The sequence below is a fragment of the Streptomyces sp. NPDC048718 genome (assembly GCF_043198875.1).
In the GTDB taxonomy this organism is placed as follows: domain Bacteria; phylum Actinomycetota; class Actinomycetes; order Streptomycetales; family Streptomycetaceae; genus Streptomyces.
The window spans coordinates 183,934-204,578 of sequence record NZ_JBICVG010000003.1 but is presented as its reverse complement, the minus strand read 5'-3'; the positions used below and the strand labels follow the sequence as shown (position 1 = coordinate 204,578).

Here is a 20,645-nt window from a genome sequence, read left to right as displayed (position 1 = left end):
CGCGCGCAGCGGTGCGCCCCTCCCGAGCGACCCCAGCGCCCGATTCACGCCCCTCGCCCGCGAATCGAACGGCTGATCGTTCAGTCGCAGCAGTCCGGTTCCAGCCCCCGCGGCAGCCGCTCGCCGCCGAACACCGCCACCGTCGCCTCGTCGCCGCCCAGCGCCGCCACCGCGAGCAGCAGCGAGCCGGCCGTCCACGTCGTCTGTTCGTCCGGCCAGACGGCCTGGTTGCCCTCGAAGACGTAACCGGTCCAGTAGTTGCCGTTGTCCGCCCGCAGATGGCCGATGGACTTGAGGATGTCGAGCGCGCGGTCCGACTCCCCCATCGCCCAGAGCGTGAGGGCGAGTTCACAGCTCTCGCCGCCCGTGACCCACGGATTGGGCAGCACGCACCGCACACCCAGCCCCGGGACAACGAAGGCGTCCCACTGGGCGTCGATGCGCGCGGCGGCCTCGGGGCCGGTGATCGCGCCGCCGAGGACCGGGTAGTACCAGTCCATGGAGTAGCGGGACTTGTCGAGGAAACGCTCGGGGTGGCTGCGGATCGCGTGGCCGAGCGCTCCGGCCGCGAGTTCCCAGTCGGGCTGGGGCTCCTCGCGTTCGTCGGCGATGGCGAGGGCGCAGCGCAGCGCCTGGTGGATGGAGGAACTGCCGGTCAGCAGCGCGTCGTCGACCGCCGTACCGTCCGACTCCCGCTTCCAGCCGATCTGTCCGCCGGCCTGCTGGAGGCCGAGCACGAACTCGACGGCCGCGTAGACGACGGGCCACATGCGGTCGAGGAAGACGTCGTCGCCCGTCGACAGGTAGTGGTGCCAGACGCCGACGGCGATGTACGCGACGAAGTTGGACTCGCGGCCCCGGTCGGTGACGTCGTCGGGGTCGCCGTCCCGGTAGGCGGCGTACCAGGAGCCGTCGGAGTTCTGGTGCCGGGCCAGCCACGCGTAGGCGCGGGCGGCGGCCTCGTACTCGCCGGCGGTGTCCAGGGCCATGGCGGCCTCGATGTGGTCCCAGGGGTCGAGGTGGTGGCCCCGGAACCAGGGGATGGCGCCGTCCTCGCACTGGACGGCGAGGATGCCGGCCACGGTCTTCGCGGCCTGCTCGGCGGTGAGGACGCCCGGCAGGACCAGGTGCTCCGCGATCCGCTCGGGTGAGGTCACTGGGCGTCGGCCTTCGGGAGGTGGGGCTTGGTGGCGTAGGCGACGAAGCTCTTGCCGATGACCGGGTTGAGCAGCTGCTCGGTGATCCGGGTCGCGGCGGGCTTCTTCATGATGTCCCAGACCAGGAGCTTGTGGAACGCGCGGACCGGCAGCGCCTTGTCGTTGTCGACACCGAAGGCGCACTTCAGCCACCAGTACGGGGCGTGGAGGGCGTGGGCGTGGTGGGTGCCGTACGGCTTGAGGCCGGCCTGGCGCATCTTGGCGAGGAGTTCGTCGGCCTTGTAGATGCGGATGTGGCCGCCCTCGACCTCGTGGTACGCGTCGGAGAGCGTCCAGCAGATCTTCTCGGGGCCGTAGCGGGGCACGGTGACGGCGATACGGCCGCCCGGCTTGAGGACGCGGACCATCTCGGCGAGGACGGCCTTGTCGTCCGGGATGTGCTCCATGACCTCGGAGATGATGACGACGTCGAAGGACTCGTCGGGGAACGGCAGGTTGAGCGCGTCGCCCTCCATCGCGGTGGCGGTGGCGCCGGCCGGGGCCTCGCCGCCCTCCTTGATGGCGGCGAACCACTTGGCGACCTCGCGGATCTCCTCGGCGTTCTGGTCGAGGGCGACGACCTGGGCGCCGCGCTTGTAGCACTCGAAGGCGTGCCGGCCCCCGCCGCAGCCCAGGTCGAGTACGCGGTCGCCGGGGGCGAGCGGGAAGCGGGTGAAGTCGACGGTCAGCACGGGGGTCTGCCTTTCAGGGGCTTCGGGGACTTCGGGGGCTTTCGGGCTTCGGGGCGCTCAGGCTTCGAAGCGTCGAAAACTCCGGGGACCGGGAGGCTTCGGGCCTCCGGTCTCAGGGTTCGGCTCGGGGCGCGTCCCGGGGTTCGTCTCGGGGTTCGCCCCGGTCCTCACCCCTGGGTTCGCCCCCAGGACGCGTCTCGTGGCTCGTCTCGGGACTCGTCTCGGGGCGGGCCGCTTGGATCGTGCGAGGGTGCGGTGCGGGTGGGCTACGGGTGGGGATGCGGTACGGGCGAGGGGCGGCGGTTCAGCGGCGGGGGGCCGTGGCGCTGCCCCTGCGACCGGCCCCTTGGGCGGCGATGGCGGCGCGGTACAGGTCGGCGGTGCCCTGGGCCGCGCGGGCCCAGGTGAAACGTTCCAGTACGCGGGCGCGGCCGGCGGCGCCGAGGCGGGCGCGGAGCTCCGGGTCGCCGAGCAGCCGGCCGAGGGCGGCGGCGAGGGCGCCCGCGTCGCCGGTCGGGACCGACAGACAGGTCTCGCCGTCGGGTCCGGCGACCTCGGGGATGGCGCCGCCGTCGGTGGCGACGAGCGGGGTGCCGGTGGCCATGGCCTCGGCGGCGGGCAGCGAGAAGCCCTCGTAGAGGGAGGGGACGCAGGCGACCTCGGCCGACCGTACGAGGTCGACCAGTTCGGCGTCGGTGATGCCCTTGACGAAGCGGACGGCGTCGTCGAGCCCGAACCGCTCGATGGTCTGGGCGACCGGGCCGTCCTCGGCGCGCTTGCCGACGACGACGAGATGGGCGTCGGGCCGCTCGGTGCGGAGCTTGGCGAGCGCCTCGATCAGGTAGACGAGGCCCTTGAGGGGGACGTCGGCGCTGGAGGTGGTGACGATCCGGCCCGGGACCTCGGCGACGGCCGGGTCCGGGGACCACAGGTCGGTGTCGGCACCGATGTGGACGACGCTGATGCGGTCGGGGCGGACGCCGAGGTGCTCGACTATCTCCTGGCGGGAGGTGCCGGAGACGGTGAGGACGGACGGCAGGCGGCGCGAGACCCGTCTCTGCATCCGGGTGAAGCCGTACCAGCGGCGGACGGAGGCGCGGCGCTTCCAGTCGGCGGCGGCGTCGAGTTCGAGCTGCCGGTCCACGGTGATGGGGTGGTGGATCGTGGTGACGAGCGGCGCGCCGAGGGCGCGGGGGCCACCGAGGAGTCCGTACCCGAGGGTCTGGTTGTCGTGCACGACGTCGAACGAGCCGCTGCGGGCGGCGAGCATGCGCCGGGCCCGCAGGGAGAAGGTGAGCGGCTCGGGGAAGCCGCCGGTGCGCATGGTGGCCACTTCGAGGCGGTCGATCCAGTCCCGGTACTCGTCGCGCTTCGGGGTGCGGAACGGGTCGGGCTGACGGTAGAGGTCGAGGCTCGCGATCTCGGTGAGCGGGACGCCCTCGTCGAGGGTGGGGTACGGCTGCGAGCCGATGACCTCCACGCTGTGGCCGAGCCGGGCGAGTTCACGCGAGAGGTGGCGGACGTAGACGCCCTGGCCGCCGCAGAACGGATTGCCCTTGTACGTGAGGAGAGCGATCCGCAACGGACGGTCACCGTCCGCGGCACCACCCTGCCGGGGGCTTGCCTCTATGGCCTCCGCGGTCAACTGGGACCCCCTTCGAGCGTGCTTTTCCCGGGAGCGTAACCGCCCGCGCTAATCTAGAACAAGTTACAGACTTGAACCCTCTGGTCCTCCGAGGAGCACTGAATCTACCGGCAGGTAGCTGGGCGGAGAGAGGCGGACCAGGTGATTCCCGCCACGGCCGCCGACCCGTCATACTGTCGCTCCCTCAGCGCTCTCCACCGGCCCCCGCGCCGCCCGGCGCCGGCCCCCGCACCACCCGCGTACGACCCTCGCGCCACCCTTGCACCGCTTCTCGTCACGCCTCTCCCACCGCACGGAACGAGACCCATGACCGCGGCAGAAAGACCTGCGTCACCAGCCCTGACGGAACGCCAGGAAGCCCGTCGGCGGCGCATCCTGCACGCCAGCGCGGAGCTCGCCGGGCGAGGCGGGTTCGACGCCGTGCAGATGCGGGAGGTCGCGGAGGTGGCCGGGGTGGCCCTGGGCACGCTCTACCGCTACTTCCCCTCGAAGGTGCACCTGCTCGTCGCCACGATGCAGGACCAGCTCCAGCGCATGCACACGACCCTGCGCAGACGCCCGCCGGCGGGCGAGGACCCGGCGGAGCGGGTCGCCCAGACGCTGATGCGGGCCTTCCGGGCGCTGCAGCGCGAGCCGCAGCTCGCGGACGCGATGGTGCGGGCGCTGACGTTCGCCGACCGGAGCGTGAGCCCGGAGGTCGACACCGTCTCGCGGCTGACGACCGCGATCATCCTGGACGCGATGGGCACGGAGCACCCGACGCCGGAGCAGCTCTCGGCCGTCCGGGTGATCGAGCACACCTGGCACTCGGCACTGATCACCTGGCTGTCGGGGCGGGCGTCGATCGCCCAGGTGAAGATCGACATCGAGATGGCCTGCCGGCTGATCGACCTGACGGCCCAGGAGACGGCGGGGCCGGACACGGGCGCGGGTGGCGCGGGTGGCGCGGGTGGCGCGGGTGGCGGGAACGAAGCCGGGTCCGGGTCCGGGTCCGGGTCCGAGGCCTCCAAGGAGCCGGCCCGCGACTGAGCGGCGCGGAACGGCCGCCCGGGGCGGGAGCCCTCACTGTCCGGGCTGCTGCCCCAGCCGTTCGGCGATGTCGGCGTCGGAACCGTTCTTCTTGACGCAGTCCTCCTGGAAGGCCGACAAATTGATCCATCCGCCTTCGCGGTGGCCGAGGAACTCCGTCGTCATGGTCCAATCGCGCTTCTTGAGCATCAGGACGACCCCTCCGACGGACCCGTCCGCGGCCTCGCGTTCACGGCGCTTCGTGATCTCCTGCCAGCCGCGCCCGCGCAGTTCACCGATCACCGCGTCGTAGCGGCGCAGATCGACCGGGTCGGACTGTGTGCCGTAGCCCCGGTAGGAGACCCCGCAGGCCCCGAGCGAGCCGGCCGGAGCCTTCTTCTCCCTCGCCGCCCAGTCCGGGTCGGCGGGCGGAGCACCGGCGGCGGAGGCCGAGGCGTCGAGGTCGGTCCGCACCTGCTTCTTCCCGAACGGCCCGGATTCCCCGGCCCGAGGCGCGGCCGACGCGGAAACGGAGGCCCGACCCGAGGCCGAGGCCGCCTCCGGGGAGGCGCCGTCGGCGCCGCATCCTCCGGCACCGAGCACCGCGGCCACCGCCATGGAGCTCGCCACAACCTTGAGTCCCCTTGCCCCGCGCATGCTCTTTCCCACCCCTCCACAGGCCGCCGGACACGATCGTCCGGCGGGCGCGTGAAGTGTCGCACGGGGCCTGTGACCAGGCGAAAGGCGGCCAACCCCCACTACTGCCGTAGGCGCGGGTACGGGGCATGGGGCCGCGCCCGGCCCCCGGTCAGGGGCGCGGGCGCGGCCGGCGCGCGTCGCTACGGCTTCTTGTTCTTCTCCAGGTCGGCCTTGAACAGCGCCTCGCACGCGGGCGTGGTGTCCGTGGCGACGAACATGACGAGCTTCACCGGGCCCGCGCTGTGGTCGCTGGACTTCAGCTGCCAGGTGCCCTTGGCGAGCGAGGTGATCGTCGATCCGGACTGCGAGAAGGTCTTCTCCGTCTTCCAGCCGCCCTTGCCGAGCGCCGTGACCGTGTCCGCGGCGGACTTCTTCGGGTCGGCGGCCTTCTGGGCATCCGGGGTCCAGGAGACCATGCACCGCTCCAGGCCCGCCGGCACGTTCTCGGGCCGGTCGCTCTTGGTGAAGCCGGCACCGGTCGCCGCGGTCTCGATTTCCTTCCGCACCGCTTCGGCGGTCAGCTCCGCGCTGCCCGCCTCCGCGCCGCCGCCCGCCTCGGACCCGGCCGTCGAGCCGCTCTCCTTCGCGTTCGAACCGGCCTTGTCCGAGCTGTCGTTGCTGCCACAACCCGCGGCCAGCAGCACCACACCGGCAGCCGCGGCCACCCACTTCGCCTTGCGCACAACTCTCCCAAACTCGCGCGCACGAAAGCCTCTTGCCCCCGTGATCAAGGGAGTAGTTTTGCATACGGAAACCAACTCGCCGATCACACAAGGGGAGACGCGCCGCGCACATGCCCGCACGCGATACCCGCACGAGGTACCCGCATGAAGTACCCGTCCGCGTTCCCGTTCTTCCCGGTCCGCGCCTGCCCCCGTCGCCCCTTTCTACTCCTCCGGCGGGAAGACGGGTTCGCCGCCGTCGGCGAGGGTGAGGAGGATGGCCTCGACCGGGCAGCCCTCGGCCGCCGCGAGGACGCTCTCGCCCGCGTCCGTCTCCGCGGCGCGCGGGTGGGACTGGCGGGCGGCGTCGAGCCGGAAGGCGTCCGGGGCGTGACCCACGCACATGCCGGATCCGATGCAGACACCGCGGTCGACCTCGACGTGCCAGCGGTCACCCCTGCGGTCGCCCATCAGGCACCACTCCCCGGGGCCTGGTAACCGGCGGGCAGATGGATCATCTTGTGCTCCAGATAGGCGGACAGGCCCTCGGGGCCGAACTCGCGGCCCAGACCGGAGTTCTTGTATCCGCCGAAGGGGCCGAGCATGTCGAGGCTGAAGGTGTTGACGTTGAAGGTGCCGGTGCGGACCTTGCGGGCGAAGTCGATGCCGTGCTCGACATCGCCGGTCCACACGCTGCCGCTGAGGCCGTAGTCGGAGTCGTCGGCGATCCGCAGGGCCTCGGCCTCGTCCCCGTACGGGATGAGACAGACGACCGGGCCGAAGATCTCCTCGCGGGCGATCCGCATGGAGTTGTCGACGTCGCCGAAGAGGGTCGGTTCGACGTACCAGCCGCGTTCCAGGGCCGCCGGACGGCCGCCGCCGGCCAGGATCTTGGCGCCCTCAAACTGGCCGTGGGCGATGTAGTCGAGGGAGCGTTCACGCTGGCGGCGCGCGACGAGCGGGCCGACCTGGGTGGCCGGGTCGAGGGGGTCGCCGACGACGAGGGCGCCGGCCGCGGCCGCGAGGGCCTCGGCGATCTCCTCGTAGCGGGAACGGGGGGCGAGGACGCGGGTCTGGGCGACGCAGGCCTGGCCGTTGTTCATCCAGGCGGCGGGCACGATGCCGGCGACGGCGGTGGCCACGTCGGCGTCCGGCAGGACGACGGCGGCGGACTTGCCGCCGAGTTCGAGGGTGACCCGGGTCAGGTGGCGGGCGGCGACCTCCATGACGCGCTTGCCGGCGGCGACCGAACCGGTGAAGGAGACCTTGTCGACGCCGGAGTGTCCCACCAGGTACTCGCCGATCTCCCGGCCGGCGGGAAGGATCGACAGGACACCCTCCGGCAGCCCGGCCTCTGCGGCGATCCCGGCGAGCACATACGCGTCGAGCGGCGATTCCGGCGCCGGCTTGAGGATCGCGGTGCAGCCGGCGAGCAGCGCGGGCGCGAGTTTGGCGGCGGCGGTGAACTGCGGGACGTTCCACGGGACGACGGCCGCGACCACGCCGACCGGTTCGCGCCGCACGAGCAGCGGCCCGAGGGCCCCGGCGCGCGGCTCCTCGTACACGTACGCGCGCGCGACCTTGATCGCCGAGTCCCAGACCATCATCGCGCCCAGCGCCTGGGCGAGGAGCGACCAGGAGTACGGCGAGCCGTTCTGCGCGCTGACGACACGGGCGATCTCCTCGTGGCGGACCAGGAGGGCGTCCTTGATCCGGCCGATCACCGCGATCCGTTCCTCCAGGCTCATCCGCGGCCAGGGTCCTTCGTCGAAGGCCCGGCGGGCGGCGGCGACGGCACGGTCGACGTCGGCCGGGGAGGCGTGCGGGACGCGGCCGATGACCTCCTCGGTGTGCGGGGAGATCACCTCGATGACGCCGTCGCCGAGCGGCGCGGTCCACGCGCCGCCGATGAACAGTTCTCCGTGCTCCACAACCTCGGTCACGACCGACCGCCTCCCGGGAACCCGCGCGCGTCCGAGGGCCCCGGCCGGCCGGACGCGCGGACCGTCCCGGCCGAACCCCGTTCGAACGAATCTGACGATGTTTCAGAACTGATACCAGTTCTCGTTATGATGAGCAACGGCCAGACCGGCAGGCGGAGATGGCGAGCGGAGGCGAGAACGCCCATGACGCAGACGGCGGCGACCGGCCCGGCCGGAGCGGTGACCGAACACGGGGGCGGAGTGTGGTCCCTACGGGTGCCCATCCCGAACAATCCGCTCGGCCACACCCTCGTCCACGTCCTCGACACCGACCGCGGCCCCGTACTGATCGACACCGGCTGGGACGATCCCGCCTCGTGGGCCGAACTCACATCCGGGTTGGCTGAGTTGGGGATCGGAGTTGCCGACGTCCACGGAGTCGTCGTCACCCACCACCATCCCGACCACCACGGCCTGTCCGGCCGGGTGCGGCAGGAGTCCGGCGCGTGGATCGCCATGCACGCCGCCGACATCGCCGTCGTCCGCCGCACCCGCGAGGCCCCGCCCGGGAGTTGGCTCGGCTATCTCGACCGCAAGCTGGTCGCCGCCGGAGCGCCCGAGGAGCACCTCGCCCCGCTGCGCGCCGCACTGGCCGGACGGACGGGCCGGACGGGCCGGTCCTCCCAGGCCGCCGGGCGGGCCGCCGGGGAGCGGACCCGGACCCTGCCCGGGGAACGCGCCGCGCTGCCCGACCGCGAGATCGTCCCCGGCGAACTCCTCGCCCTGCCGGGGCGGCGGCTGCGCGCCGTGTGGACGCCCGGCCATACCCCCGGCCATGTCTGCCTGCATCTGGAGGAGGACCACCCCGCCGGGCTGCCCGGCCACGGCCGGCTGTTCTCCGGCGACCACCTGTTGCCCGGGATCAGCCCGCACATCGGGCTGTACGAGGACCCGGACGAGGCGGGGGACAAAACGGCGGACGGGGCGACGGACGGCGCTACCGGCGGCGACCCGCTCGGCGACTATCTCGACTCCCTCGCACGCGTCGCCCGGCTCGGCGTGGCCGAGGTGCTCCCCGCCCATCAGCACGCCTTCACCGACGCGGCCGGCCGCGTCCGCGCCCTGCTCGCCCACCACGAGGAACGGCTGGCCGGCCTGCTCGCCCTCCTCGCCACCCCGCTCACCCCCTGGCAGCTCGCCGAGCGCATGGAATGGAACCGCCCCTGGGGCCGGATCCCGCACGGTTCGCGTTCCATCGCCGTCAGCGAGGCCCAGGCCCACCTCCGCCGCCTGGTGAAGCTCGGCCGCGCGGAGCCGGTGGCCGGTACGGAGCCTGTCGCGTACGTGGCGGTGTAGCCGCCGGCACGGGGGCCGGCGCCGGACACCGGGGGCCCGCGCCGGAGGCCCGCCGTACGCCCGGATACGCCGGGTCCCGACGTACGCCCTGGCCCTCCGTACGCCCAGGGCCCGCCGTACATCCGGATGTGCCGTACCCGGCGCTCCCCGCCCCGGAATCCGCCGCCGCCCCCGGCGATCCCCGGCTCCCGATCCGGCCACGGCCGCCACATGTGACCCAAGACGCCCTGGCGGCACGATGCCCGGCCGGTAGACTCGGCGGCTGTCGTCATGCCCGTACAGGGGGAAGCCGGTGGAAGTCCGGCACTGACCCGCAGCCGTGAGCCGCCCATCGGGCGGCGAGTCGGATTGCCCTGTACGGGACGTGAGCGCCGGCATCGTCGAGGAATACGGGCCGGGCGCTGGCCCTCGTGTGCCGGTGTCCAGGCACACGAGGAGAGGGACCCATGATCAGCGTTCGCCGCGCCGCCGCCGCACTCGCGGCCGGTGCCGTGCTCAGCACCACCGCCGCCGGGGTGGCCGCCGCCGCGCCGTCGCCGACGCCGTCCCCGGTCAAGGTCCCGGCCGGTCTGTACGGCGAGAGCGACCCGACCTACGACGGTGTCTGGCGCCAGTCGCTGGCCTTCCTGGCCCAGCGCACCTCCGGTATCCAGCCCGCCGACAAGGCGGTGGAGTGGCTGCTCGGCCAGCAGTGCGCGGACGGCGCCTTCACCTCGTTCCGCCCCGACCCGGCGGCCCAGCCCTGTGACGCGAAGACGATGCGGGACTCCAACGCCACCGCCGCCGCCGTACAGGCGCTCGTCGCCGTGGCGCGGCAGTCCGCCGACCCGGACAAGGCCACCAAGGCCGCCGACGCGGGCGTCGCCTGGCTGAAGAGCACGCAGAACGCCGACGGCGGCTGGGCCTACAACCCGGCCGCCGCGGGCGGTCCGGCGAGCCCCAGCGACGCCAACTCGACCTCCCTCGTCATCGGCGCGCTCGCCGCCGCGAAGGTGCGGCCCGGGATGACGAAGTCGGCCGACGGCAAGACGCCGTACGACGCCCTGGTCACCTTCGCCCTGCCCTGCACGGGCGAAGCGGTCAAGGACGGCGGCGCGGGCGCCTTCGCGTACCAGCCGGACAAGAAGGGCACGCTCGTCGCGAACGACGACGCGACCGCCGCCGCCACCGTGGCCGGCCTCGGCAAGGGCCTGACCGCGCGCGGCTCCGCGCCGCAGCAGTCCCCGACCTGCGCGGACACGACCCCGCCGACGCCCGACCGGGCCGCCGCCAACGGCGCCGCCCACCTCGCCGCGCGGCTCGCGAAGACCGGCCATCTGAATCTGCCGCCGATGCCGGGCGCCACCGACGCCGCCGAGCTGCCGGACTACGGCAACACCGCCGACGCGGTCGTCGCGCTGGCCGCCGCCGGGGCGAAGAAGGAGGCCACCGGTGCGCTGGCGTGGCTGGAGAAGAACGCCGGGGACTGGGCGAAGACCGGTGGCCCGGGCGCGTACGCGCAGCTCGTGTTCGCCGCGCACGCCATGGACACCGACCCGCGCAGCTTCGGCACCCTCGACCTGATCAAGGCACTGAACGCCACCGGCCCGGCTCCGAAGACCCCCGACAACTCGGAGGCGTCCACCGGCGCCGACGACGAGGGCGGCTTCAACGTGTGGTGGATCATCGGCATCGGCACGGTCGTCGGTGTCGGCGTCGGCTTCCTCCTGAGCGGTCGCAAGAAGTGACCCGCGCCGGAGCGGCCGGGGCGGGAGTGGCCGGCGCGGGGGCGACCCGTACGGGTACGACCCTCACAGGAGCGCCCCGCGCCCTGCTCACCGTGCTCGCCGCGGGCCTCCTCGCCCTCGTTTCGGCCATCGCCGTCGCCTCGCCCGCCCAGGCCGCCGGCTACCGCTACTGGGCCTTTTGGGAGTCGGGCGAGAACGGCTGGGGCTTCGCCACCCAGGGGCCCGCGACCTCCCGGCCCGCCGACGGCGACTCCGTCGGCTTCCGCTTCGCCGTCAGCGCGAACTCCGCCGCCGCCGCGAAGCCCTCCACGGCCCCCGACTTCCGGGCGATCTGCTCGGGTGTGGCGGAGAAGGCGGGCGCCAAGCGGGTCGCGGTCGTGATCGACTTCGGCACCGGCCAGGACGCCCCGTCCGGCGAGCGGCCGCCCAGCCCGCGGGTCCGGGTCGGCTGCCCCGTGCTCCGCGAGGACGCCTCGGCGGCGGAGGCGCTGGCCGAGGTCGCGAAGCCGCTGCGGTACGACGCGAACGCCATGCTGTGCGGCATCGCCGGGTACCCGGCGAAGGGCTGCGGCGAGCAGGTGGCGGTGGACGCCGAGAAGGGTGAGAAGGGCGCGAAGGGTGAGAAGGGTGCGAAGGGTGTGAAGGCGGAGAACGCCGGGGACGCCGCGAAGTCCTCGGCGGCCGGTGACGGCGGTTCCTCCGGCGGCCCGTCCGTCGGTGTCGTCGCGGGCGGCGCCGCCGTGCTCGCGCTCGGCGCCGCCGGCGTCTGGCAGGCGCGCCGCCGGCGCGACTGATCCTGATCGGTCTCGGGAGCGCCCCCGACGCGCCCCTGAGACCGGCCCCGACCCCGCCCCCGGGACGACCCCGACCCCCGGGACGGCCTGGCTCCGGGACGACCCCGACCCTGGAACGACCGAGACGCCCCCGACTCTGGGATGACTCCGAGATGACCCCGCTGCGCGCCCCCGAGGCGAACCGTTCCAACGCCGTGCACCCCGGAGCCTGGTGGCTCTGGGCGCTCGGCCTGGCCGTGGCCGCCTCCCGCACCACCAATCCGCTGCTGCTCGGCCTGCTCGTGGGAGTCGCGGGCTATGTCGTCGCGGCCCGCCGTACGGACGCGCCCTGGGCCCGTTCGTACGGCGCGTTCGTGAAACTCGGCCTGTTCGTGGTGGCGCTGCGGGTGTTCTTCTCGATGCTCCTCGGCACGCCGATCCCGGGGTCGGTGGAGCTGTTCACACTGCCCGAGCTGCCGCTGCCCGAGTGGGTGCGGGGCATCCGGATCGGCGGCCGGGTCACCGCCGAGCAGCTGGTGTTCGCCCTGTACGAAGGATTGAAGCTGGCCACCCTGCTGATCTGCGTGGGCGCGGCGAACGCGCTCGCCAACCCGGCGCGGCTGCTGAAGTCGCTGCCCGGCGCGCTGTACGAGGTGGGCGTGGCGGTCGTCGTGGCCATGACCTTCGCGCCGAACCTGGTCGCCGACGTCTCCCGGCTGCGCACCGCCCGCCGGCTGCGCGGCCGCCCGACCGGCGGACTGCGGGCGCTGGCCCAGATCGGGCTGCCGGTCCTGGAGGGCGCGCTGGAACGGTCGGTCGCGGTGGCGGCGTCGATGGACGCGCGCGGCTACGGCCGTACGGCCCACGTCCCGCGCGCGGTCCGGCGGACCACCGCCGTCCTCACCCTCGGCGGCCTGCTCGGGGTGTGCGCCGGCTCGTACGGACTGCTCGCCGCGCAGGGCGCCGGGTACGGGCTGCCGCTGCTCGTCGCCGGGCTCGGCGCGGCCGTCGCCGGACTGCGGCTCGGCGGACGGCGGGCGACCCGTTCCCGGTACCGGCCGGACCGGTGGGGCGTCCGGGCCTGGCTGGTGGCGGGGTCGGGGGCCGCCGTGGCGACCGCGATGATCGCGGCGGCGTCGGTGCTGCCGGAGGCGCTGCGCCCCGGGGTCGTACCGCTTCAGGCGCCCGGACTGCCGCTGTGGCCGGCGCTGGCCGTCCTGGTGGGGCTGGTGCCCGCGTTCGTGGCGCCGGTGCCGAACGGGCCGGCGTCCAAGGGGCCGGTGAGGCCCCGGGTGTCGCAGGGGGCACAGGGGTCGCAGGGGCCGGGGGAGCCTTCGGGGCGGCAGACACGCACCGGCTCGAAGCCGGCCGGAACAGCCAGGACAGCCAGAACAGTCAGGACGGCCAAGGCAGCCAAGGCAGCTACGCCCGCCATAGCGGCCGAGGCGGCGGAGGGATCGGAGGAATCGTCGCGATGATCTGTTTCGAGAACGTCTCGGTGACGTACGACGGCGAGGCCGAGCCCACGCTGAAGGACGTCGACCTGACCGTGCCCGAGGGCGAGCTGGTGCTGCTCGTCGGCCCGTCCGGGGTCGGCAAGTCGACGCTGCTCGGCGCGGTGTCGGGCCTCGTCCCGCACTTCACCGGCGGCACGCTGCACGGCCGGGTCACCGTCGGCGGCCGGGACACCCGGACGCATCCGCCGCGCGAGCTGGCCGATCTGGTGGGCACGGTGGGTCAGGATCCGCTCTCCCACTTCGTCACCGACATCGTCGAGGACGAGCTGGCGTACGGGATGGAGTCGCTCGGCCTCGCGCCCGCCGTGATGCGGCGGCGCGTCGAGGAGACGCTCGATCTGCTGGGTCTCGCCGAGCTGCGGGACCGGCCGATCGCCACCTTGTCGGGCGGGCAGCAGCAGCGGGTCGCGATCGGATCGGTACTGACCCCGCACCCCAAGGTCCTTGTGCTCGACGAGCCGACGTCGGCTCTCGACCCGTCGGCGGCCGAGGACGTCCTCGCCGTACTCCAGCGGCTGGTGCACGACCTGGGCACGACGGTCCTGATGGCGGAGCACCGGCTCGAACGGGTCGTACAGTACGCGGACCAGGTGCTGCTGCTCCCCGAGGCGACCATGGGTCCGCCCGCGGACATCATGGCGCTGTCGCCGGTGCATCCGCCGGTGGTGTCGCTCGGGCGCGCCGTCGGCTGGGACCCGCTGCCGCTCACCGTCCGTGACGCCCGCCGCCGCGCGGCGCCCCTGCGGGCCCGGCTGGCCGACCGTACGCCCGCATCGGGCCGTATACCCGGCCTGGCTTCCCCCTCCGACCCGGTTTCCCCCTCCCGGCCGGTTTCCCCTCTCCCCTCTCCCGTTCCGGCGCGGACCGGCGGCTTCTCCCTCTTCGGGCGGCGCCGTCCCCGCACCGGCCCCGCCGCCGCCGATCGCGCCGCCCCGCTCGTCTCCATCGAACGGCTCGCCGTCCGCCGCGGCCGGGTCGAGGCGCTGCGCCGGGTGGACCTGGAGGTCCGGGCCGGGCAGACGGTCGCGCTCATGGGCCGCAACGGCGCGGGCAAGTCCACCCTGCTCGGCACCCTCGTCGGCATGATCACCCCGACCTCCGGGGAGGTCCGCGTCGCGGGCCTGGTCCCGCACACGACGGACCCGGGCGCGCTGATCCGGCAGGTCGGTCTCGTCCCGCAGGAACCCCGGGACCTGCTGTACGCCGACACGGTCGCGGCCGAGTGCGCGGCGGCCGACGAGGACGCGGGCGCGGCGCCCGGCAGCTGCCGGACGCTGGTGTCCGAGCTGCTGCCGGGGGTGGCGGACTCGACCCACCCACGGGATCTCTCGGAGGGCCAGCGGCTCGCGCTCGCGCTCTCCGTCGTCCTGACCGCCCGCCCGCCGCTGCTGCTGCTCGACGAGCCGACCCGCGGCCTGGACTACGCGGCCAAGGCCCGGCTCGTGACCCATCTGCGGGCGCTGGCGGCCGAGGGCCACGCGATCGTCCTGGCGACACACGATGTGGAGCTGGCGGCGGAGCTGGCGGACCGGGTGGTGATCGTCGCGGGCGGCGAGGTGGTGGCGGACGGGCCGACGGCGGAGGTCGTGGTGTCGTCCCCGGCCTTCTCGCCCCAGGTCGCGAAGATCCTGGCGCCGGAGCCGTGGCTCACGGTCGAGCAGGTCGAGGAGGCGCTGAGGTGACGACCGAACCGGCACAGTCGACGGGATCGGCACCGGAACCGCAGCCGATGCCGGCAGCCCGAGCGCGCGCCCGCGCCCGCGCCACCGCCTCCTCCCGTCCCATCCGGCTGGGCCCGCGCTCCGTCGCCGCGCTCGTCCTCGTCTCCGTGGTCGGGCTGATCGCGGTCGGCTGGCCGCTCTTCGCGGACAAGGGCTCGGCCCTCACCGACCACGCCGCCGACGCCCCCTGGTTCTTCGCGCTGCTGCTGCCCCTGCTGATCGCCGTCGTCGTCGCGACGATCGCCGACTGCGGCATGGACGCGAAGGCGGTGGCGATGCTGGGGGTGCTCGCCGCCGTGGGGGCGGCGCTGCGGCCGATCGGGGCCGGGACGGCCGGCCTGGAGCCGATGTTCTTCCTGATGGTGCTGAGCGGCCGGGTGCTCGGACCGGGCTTCGGTTTCGTGCTCGGCGCGGTCACGATGTTCGCGTCGGCCCTGCTCACGGGCGGGGTGGGGCCGTGGCTGCCGACGCAGATGCTGGCCATGGGCTGGTTCTCGATGGGCGCCGGGCTGCTGCCGGGCCCGGAGCGGCTCCGGGGCCGGGGGGAGCGGGTGATGCTGGCGGCGTACGGCTTCGTGGCGGCGTTCGCGTACGGCACGGTCACCAATCTCTACGGCTGGGTGACGGTCGCCGGCACGGGCCAGGGCATGGGCGAGGGCATCTCCTTCCAGCCCGGGGAGCCGCTCGGGGACAACCTGGTGCGGTTCCTGGCGTACGTGGCCGCCACCTCGCTCGGCTGGGACCTGGGCCGGGCGCTGCTCACCGTGGTCCTCACGCTCACGACCGGCGGGGCGCTTCTGCGGGCGCTCCGGCGGGCCACGCGGCGCGCGAACTTCGAGGCCCAGGTCACTTTCGGGGGTCCCGAAAAGGCCCCGGCGGGTGAGGCCGCTCATAGGGCCCAGATCACTTCCGAAGCCGGGTAGTAGGCCCGGGCACCCCGCTCGCCACCCCTCCTATGTCCCGGCGACCTGCGGATATGTCCGGGGCGGGGGTGGGGGCGCCGGGTGGCGGTCTCCGATCGGGGCTCGTACCGGGGGGCGTTGCAAGCCCCCCGCCGGGTTTGCTTCTCTGGTGGACGTCGCCAGGCAGCCGGTGCTCGTCACCGGGGCAGGCAGACCGGATTCCCCCCGGATCCCGGATTCCCCGGGCTCTGGTTCCGGCTTGTCGAAATCGCCCGGCGCGCCCTTTGTCCCCGACGTTAGGTATGACGTTTTGATCCGCTCGATCACCACCCGTGTCTCTGCCCGCAAGAAGACCTTCGCCGCCTCCGCCGCGGTTCTGGTCGCCGCTTCCGGCGCGGTGCTCGGCACGACGGGTACGGCTTCGGCCAGCACCCCGCAGGAGATCGCCCGCCAGATCGTGCCGTCGAATCAGTACGCGTCCTTCAGCAAGATCGTCGAGCACGAGTCCGGCTGGAACCACACCGCCACCAACTCCTCCAGCGGCGCCTACGGCCTGGTCCAGGCCCTCCCGGCCTCGAAGATGGCCTCGGCCGGCTCCGACTGGAAGACGAACCCCGCCACCCAGATCAAGTGGGGTCTCAACTACATGAACGAGCGCTACGGCTCCCCGAACGACGCCTGGAACTTCTGGCAGTCGCACGGCTGGTACTGAGCCGCCCCACCGGCAGCCCGGTCGTAGCCTCGCCGCGCTAGCGGCACCCTGACGTCGCAAGGCCCCGCGCCCTCCACCTCCGGAGGGGCGGGGCCTGCGTCGTTTCCGTGCGTCGGGACGCGCACGCGGGATGTCGGGACGCGTACGCGGGGGCGCGTCCCCGTCCCCGCACCCGCACCCGCACCCGCACCCCTCTATACGTACGGGTATATACGTACGGGCCCCTCTCCGCGTACGCCTACGACAGCCGCTGGATGATGGTGCCGGTCGCGAGCGCGCCCCCCGCGCACATCGTGATCAGCGCGAATTCCCCGTCCCGCCGCTCCAGCTCGTGCAGGGCCGTGGTGATCAGCCGGGCCCCGGTGGCGCCCACGGGATGGCCGAGGGCGATGGCGCCGCCGTTGACGTTCACCTTCTCCAGGTCCTGCCCGAAGACGTCCGCCCAGCTCAGCACCACCGCCGCGAACGCCTCGTTGATCTCCACGAGGTCGATGTCCGTCAGGGACATGCCCGCCTTGCCGAGTACCGCGCGGGTCGCGTCGACGGGCCCGTCGAGGTGATAGTGCGGGTCGGCGCCGACCAGGGCCTGGGCGACGATCCGCGCGCGGGGCCGCAGTTTGAGCGCGCGGGCCATCCGCTTGGAGGCCCACATCAGGGCGGCGGCGCCGTCCGAGATCTGCGAGGCGGTACCGGCGGTGTGCACGGCGGTGGGCAGCACCGGCTTGAGCCCGGCCAGCGCCTCCAGGCTGGTGTCGCGCAGCCCCTCGTCCCGGTCGACCAGCCGCCACATGCCCTGTCCGGCGTGCTGCTCCTCCTCGGTGGTGGGGACCTGGACGGCGAAGGTCTCGCGCTTGAAGCGCTCCTCGGCCCACGCGGCGGCGGCGCGCTCCTGCGAGAGCAGCCCGAAGGCGTCGACCCGCTCGCGGCTGAGACCGCGGCGGCGGGCGATGCGCTCGGCGGCCTCGAACTGGTTGGGCAGGTCGACGTTCCACTCGTCGGGGAACGGCTTGCCGGGCCCGTGCTTGGAGCCGGCGCCGAGCGGGACCCGGGACATGGCCTCGACCCCGCAGGAGATCCCGATGTCGACGACACCGGCGGCGACCATGTTGGCCACCATGTGGGCGGCCTGCTGCGAGGAGCCGCACTGGCAGTCGACGGTGGTGGCGGCGGTCTCGTACGGCAGGCCCATGGCGAGCCAGGCGGTACGGGAGGGGTTCATGGACTGTTCGCCGGCGTGGGTGACGGTGCCGCCGACGATCTGCTCGACGCAGTCGGCGGGGATGCCGGTACGGCCGAGAAGTTCGCGGTAGGTCTCGCCGAGGAGGTAGGCGGGGTGGAGGTGGGCGAGTGCGCCGTGGCGTTTGCCGATGGGGGTGCGTACGGCTTCGACGATGACGGGTTCCGCGGCCATGAGCTGGTCCTCTCCTCGCCCGGTGCGGGTGTTCCCGGCACCCCACCGGTCGACGGTCACGTGGAACTGCACGGACTGCGCGAGCTCCAGGAACTGCGTGAGCTCCAGGAGCTTCACGAACTGCGTGAGCTGTGCGGGCTGTACGGACCGCGCGCGGGGCGCGGGCCGTACGCGGCGTGCGAGGTGTGCGGACCGTGCGCGGTGCGCGGTGCGCGAACTGCGCCTGCTTCACCGCGTACTTGGCACGAGGACACGCACGACCGGGCAGGACCGCGCAGAAATGTGCGGAGGATGTGCAACTTCACGCAGAACTAGTACGCGTTCTAGTTACGAGTGCAGTCTTATGGGGGTTACCGCCGGTAGGCAAGGGTCCGGAACGCAATACTTCCCCGCGTACGCCTTGCCTCTTACCGGACCCCTCACTACCTTTCCCGGCAACTTCTGATGGACCATCAGATATCTGGAGTGTGTGCCGATGCGCTGTCCCCGTCTCCCCGAAGGGTTCGACGCCACCGACCCCGATCTGCTCCACGCCCGCATCCCGCACCCGGAGTTCGCCCGGCTGCGGCAGACCGCGCCCGTCTGGTGGTGCGCCCAGCCGGCCGGGGTCACCGGCTTCGCCGACGAGGGCTACTGGGCCGTCACCCGGCACGCCGACGTCAAGTACGTCTCCACACACCCGGAGTTGTTCTCGTCCCGGACCAACACCGCCGTCATCCGCTTCAACGAGCACATCAGCCCCGACCAGATCGAGGTCCAGAAGCTGATCATGCTCAACATGGACCCGCCCGAGCACAGCCGGGTCCGCCAGATCGTGCAGCGCGGCTTCACTCCGCGCGCCATCCGCGGTCTGGAGTCCGCGCTGCGCTCCCGGGCGCGCGCGATCGTCGCCGAGGCCAAGGCAGCGGCGGCGGACGCGGGACCGGGCGGCACCTTCGACTTCGTCACCCGGGTCGCCGTCGAACTGCCGCTCCAGGCCATCGCCGAACTCATCGGCGTACCGCAGGAGGACCGGGCCCGGATCTTCGACTGGTCGAACAAGATGGTCGCGTACGACGATCCCGAGTACGCCATCACCGAGGAGATCGGCGTCGAGGCCGCCATGGAGCTCATCGGCTACGCGATGAACCTGGCCGCCGACCGCAAGAAGTGCCCGGCCGAGGACATCGTCAGCCAGCTCGTCGCGGCCGAGGGCCAAGGGAACCTCTCCTCCGACGAGTTCGGATTCTTCGTACTGCTGCTCGCCGTCGCGGGCAACGAGACCACGCGCAACGCCATCAGCCACGGCATGCACGCCTTCCTCACCCATCCCGACCAGTGGGAGCGGTACAAGCGGGAGCGGCCGGCCACCGCCGCCGAGGAGATCGTGCGCTGGGCGACCCCGGTGACCGCCTTCCAGCGCACCGCCACCCAGGACACCGAACTCGGCGGGCAGCGGATCCGGCAGGGCGACCGGGTCGGCATCTTCTACTCGTCCGCCAACAACGACCCCGAGGTCTTCGACCGCCCCGAACTCTTCGACATCACCCGGGACCCCAACCCCCACCTCGGATTCGGCGGCGGCGGCCCGCACTTCTGCCTCGGCAAGTCCCTCGCGGTCAAGGAGATCGACCTCGTCTTCGAGGCCCTCGCCGACGAACTCCCCGACCTCACCCTGGCCGGCGAGCCGCGCCGGCTGCGCGCGTCCTGGCTCAACGGCATCAAGGAGCTTCAGGTCAGGGTGGGTTGACGCATTCCACGAGCGGCGCCATCCACGGAGCCACCCGCACCGCTCCCGCCGCCCGCGCCGCGGCCGAACGTACACCGGCGCCGGCCCGGCCCGGTGTACGTTCGGCCGCATGAGCACCGCATACGAAAACGATCAAGACCGCTGGAACGCCGTCGACGGGTACGTCACCGAGCTGCTCGTCCCCGCGGACGACGCCCTGACCGCCGCCCTCGCCGCCTCCGAGGAGGCCGGACTTCCGCCCATCGCCGTGGCCCCCAACCAGGGCAAGCTGCTCCACCTCCTCGCCGTCACCCAGGGCGCCCGCAGCATCCTGGAGATCGGCACCCTCGGCGGCTACAGCACCATCTGGCTGGCCCGCGCGCTGCCCGCCGACGGCCGGCTGATCACGCTGGAGTACTCCCCCGCCCACGCGGACGTCGCCCGCGCCAACCTCGCCCACGCCGGCCTCGACACGATCGCCGAGGTGCGCACCGGCGCGGCTCTGGACACCCTGCCGAAGCTGGAGGCGGAGGGCGCGGGCCCGTTCGACCTCGTCTTCATCGACGCCGACAAGGTCAACAACCCGCACTACGTCGCCTGGGCCCTGAAGCTCACCCGCCCCGGCTCCCTGATCATCGTCGACAACGTGGTCCGCGGCGGCAAGGTCGCCACCCCGCACCCGGACGACCCGGCGATCACCGGCACCCGCGAGATGTTCGACCTGATCGCCCGCGAACCCCGCCTGGACGCGACCGCCGTCCAGACCGTCGGCACGAAGGGCTACGACGGCCTGCTGATCGCCCGCGTGACCGAGTGACACGTGACCGCATGACCACGTGGCCGAGTGACGCGAACCGCATGGCCACGTGACCACATGCCCGTGCGGCGCTCCGCCGGTGATCGCGGCCGGCGGAGAGCGGGGCTTCACCTCTTCGCTCAAGAGGAATCGATTCGCCTTGGACTGTTCGAGTGCCTGTCCATGTACCTCTGGCAA

At 73.1% G+C, this 20,645-nt stretch carries 18 protein-coding genes and 1 riboswitch; of the genes, 10 read left to right on the top strand and 8 right to left on the bottom strand.

Annotated features, from left to right (window positions below):
• Positions 1-80 precede the first annotated feature (80 nt).
• From ACGFRB_RS06555 to ACGFRB_RS06545, 3 genes are all read right to left on the bottom strand, one after another.
• Entirely contained in the window at positions 81-1,157 is a 1,077-nt protein-coding gene (locus tag ACGFRB_RS06555) for a prenyltransferase (protein ID WP_393239853.1), read from the bottom strand.
• Positions 1,154-1,888 carry a methyltransferase domain-containing protein gene (locus tag ACGFRB_RS06550; protein WP_393239850.1) on the bottom strand — a complete coding sequence of 245 codons (735 nt, stop codon included), beginning with the start codon at positions 1,886-1,888 and terminating at the stop codon, positions 1,154-1,156. The genes ACGFRB_RS06555 and ACGFRB_RS06550 overlap by 4 nt, the downstream gene beginning before the upstream one ends.
• 304 nt (positions 1,889-2,192) lie before the next feature.
• A complete protein-coding gene (locus ACGFRB_RS06545) occupies positions 2,193-3,533 on the bottom strand; it encodes a glycosyltransferase family 4 protein (RefSeq protein ID WP_363005200.1) in 1,341 nt (446 codons plus the stop codon).
• A gap of 306 nt (positions 3,534-3,839) precedes the next feature.
• On the opposite strand from ACGFRB_RS06545, the gene ACGFRB_RS06540 reads away from it, so the two are divergent.
• Complete coding sequence (locus ACGFRB_RS06540) at positions 3,840-4,562, top strand: TetR family transcriptional regulator (RefSeq protein ID WP_393239847.1); 723 nt, start codon at positions 3,840-3,842, stop codon at positions 4,560-4,562.
• Between the two features lie 33 nt (positions 4,563-4,595).
• Here ACGFRB_RS06540 and ACGFRB_RS06535 read toward each other — a convergent pair whose 3' ends face one another.
• The 4 genes from ACGFRB_RS06535 to ACGFRB_RS06520 form a co-directional block, all read right to left on the bottom strand.
• Entirely contained in the window at positions 4,596-5,171 is a 576-nt protein-coding gene (locus ACGFRB_RS06535; RefSeq protein ID WP_393239844.1) for a hypothetical protein, read from the bottom strand.
• 209 nt (positions 5,172-5,380) lie between these two features.
• Positions 5,381-5,923, bottom strand: a complete 543-nt coding sequence (locus ACGFRB_RS06530) for a hypothetical protein (RefSeq protein ID WP_393239841.1) — start codon at positions 5,921-5,923, stop codon at positions 5,381-5,383.
• Between the two features lie 204 nt (positions 5,924-6,127).
• On the bottom strand, positions 6,128-6,373 hold the full coding sequence (locus tag ACGFRB_RS06525) for a ferredoxin (protein ID WP_363005208.1): 246 nt from the start codon (positions 6,371-6,373) through the stop codon (positions 6,128-6,130).
• A complete protein-coding gene (locus ACGFRB_RS06520) occupies positions 6,373-7,845 on the bottom strand; it encodes an aldehyde dehydrogenase (protein WP_393239838.1) in 1,473 nt (490 codons plus the stop codon). The genes ACGFRB_RS06525 and ACGFRB_RS06520 overlap by 1 nt, the downstream gene beginning before the upstream one ends.
• Positions 7,846-8,028: 183 nt before the next feature.
• On the opposite strand from ACGFRB_RS06520, the gene ACGFRB_RS06515 reads away from it, so the two are divergent.
• From ACGFRB_RS06515 to ACGFRB_RS06485, 7 genes are all read left to right on the top strand, one after another.
• The gene (locus tag ACGFRB_RS06515) at positions 8,029-9,180 is read left to right on the top strand and encodes an MBL fold metallo-hydrolase (protein ID WP_393239835.1); all 1,152 of its coding nucleotides are present in this window, start codon (positions 8,029-8,031) and stop codon (positions 9,178-9,180) included.
• A 280-nt stretch (positions 9,181-9,460) separates the two neighbouring features.
• Positions 9,461-9,534, top strand: a riboswitch (cobalamin riboswitch).
• A gap of 95 nt (positions 9,535-9,629) precedes the next feature.
• On the top strand, positions 9,630-10,907 hold the full coding sequence (locus ACGFRB_RS06510; protein ID WP_393240571.1) for a prenyltransferase/squalene oxidase repeat-containing protein: 1,278 nt from the start codon (positions 9,630-9,632) through the stop codon (positions 10,905-10,907).
• Positions 10,904-11,701, top strand: coding sequence for an SCO2322 family protein (locus tag ACGFRB_RS06505; RefSeq protein ID WP_393239832.1), 798 nt, complete (start codon positions 10,904-10,906; stop codon positions 11,699-11,701). Before ACGFRB_RS06510 ends, ACGFRB_RS06505 begins: the two co-directional genes overlap by 4 nt.
• A gap of 152 nt (positions 11,702-11,853) precedes the next feature.
• Entirely contained in the window at positions 11,854-13,158 is a 1,305-nt protein-coding gene (locus ACGFRB_RS06500; RefSeq protein WP_393239829.1) for an energy-coupling factor transporter transmembrane component T, read from the top strand.
• Positions 13,155-14,879, top strand: coding sequence for an ABC transporter ATP-binding protein (locus ACGFRB_RS06495; protein WP_393239826.1), 1,725 nt, complete (start codon positions 13,155-13,157; stop codon positions 14,877-14,879). Before ACGFRB_RS06500 ends, ACGFRB_RS06495 begins: the two co-directional genes overlap by 4 nt.
• A 47-nt stretch (positions 14,880-14,926) precedes the next feature.
• Positions 14,927-15,841, top strand: a complete 915-nt coding sequence (locus tag ACGFRB_RS06490; RefSeq protein ID WP_393239823.1) for an ECF transporter S component — start codon at positions 14,927-14,929, stop codon at positions 15,839-15,841.
• A gap of 289 nt (positions 15,842-16,130) precedes the next feature.
• Complete coding sequence (locus tag ACGFRB_RS06485) at positions 16,131-16,532, top strand: transglycosylase SLT domain-containing protein (RefSeq protein WP_361234810.1); 402 nt, start codon at positions 16,131-16,133, stop codon at positions 16,530-16,532.
• A gap of 238 nt (positions 16,533-16,770) precedes the next feature.
• Here ACGFRB_RS06485 and ACGFRB_RS06480 read toward each other — a convergent pair whose 3' ends face one another.
• Entirely contained in the window at positions 16,771-17,943 is a 1,173-nt protein-coding gene (locus ACGFRB_RS06480; protein ID WP_393240568.1) for a steroid 3-ketoacyl-CoA thiolase, read from the bottom strand.
• Between the two features lie 475 nt (positions 17,944-18,418).
• On the opposite strand from ACGFRB_RS06480, the gene ACGFRB_RS06475 reads away from it, so the two are divergent.
• Positions 18,419-19,672 (top strand): cytochrome P450, encoded by a 1,254-nt coding sequence (locus ACGFRB_RS06475; protein WP_393239819.1) that lies wholly within the window; start codon positions 18,419-18,421, stop codon positions 19,670-19,672.
• A gap of 109 nt (positions 19,673-19,781) precedes the next feature.
• Positions 19,782-20,468: an O-methyltransferase gene (locus tag ACGFRB_RS06470; RefSeq protein WP_393239817.1), complete on the top strand. Its 687-nt coding sequence runs from the start codon at positions 19,782-19,784 to the stop codon at positions 20,466-20,468.
• Positions 20,469-20,645 lie beyond the last annotated feature (177 nt).

Bases quoted from the DNA above. Each gene is read 5' to 3' on its own strand.
- ACGFRB_RS06540 (WP_393239847.1), top strand. From the start codon at position 3,840: ATGACCGCGGCAGAAAGACCTGCGTCACCAGCCCTGACGGAACGCCAG.
- ACGFRB_RS06525 (WP_363005208.1), bottom strand. From the start codon at position 6,373: ATGGGCGACCGCAGGGGTGACCGCTGGCACGTCGAGGTCGACCGCGGT.
- ACGFRB_RS06515 (WP_393239835.1), top strand. From the start codon at position 8,029: ATGACGCAGACGGCGGCGACCGGCCCGGCCGGAGCGGTGACCGAACAC.
- ACGFRB_RS06500 (WP_393239829.1), top strand. From the start codon at position 11,854: ATGACCCCGCTGCGCGCCCCCGAGGCGAACCGTTCCAACGCCGTGCAC.
- ACGFRB_RS06495 (WP_393239826.1), top strand. From the start codon at position 13,155: ATGATCTGTTTCGAGAACGTCTCGGTGACGTACGACGGCGAGGCCGAG.
- ACGFRB_RS06490 (WP_393239823.1), top strand. From the start codon at position 14,927: ATGCCGGCAGCCCGAGCGCGCGCCCGCGCCCGCGCCACCGCCTCCTCC.
- ACGFRB_RS06480 (WP_393240568.1), bottom strand. From the start codon at position 17,943: ATGGCCGCGGAACCCGTCATCGTCGAAGCCGTACGCACCCCCATCGGC.
- ACGFRB_RS06475 (WP_393239819.1), top strand. From the start codon at position 18,419: ATGCGCTGTCCCCGTCTCCCCGAAGGGTTCGACGCCACCGACCCCGAT.
- ACGFRB_RS06470 (WP_393239817.1), top strand. From the start codon at position 19,782: ATGAGCACCGCATACGAAAACGATCAAGACCGCTGGAACGCCGTCGAC.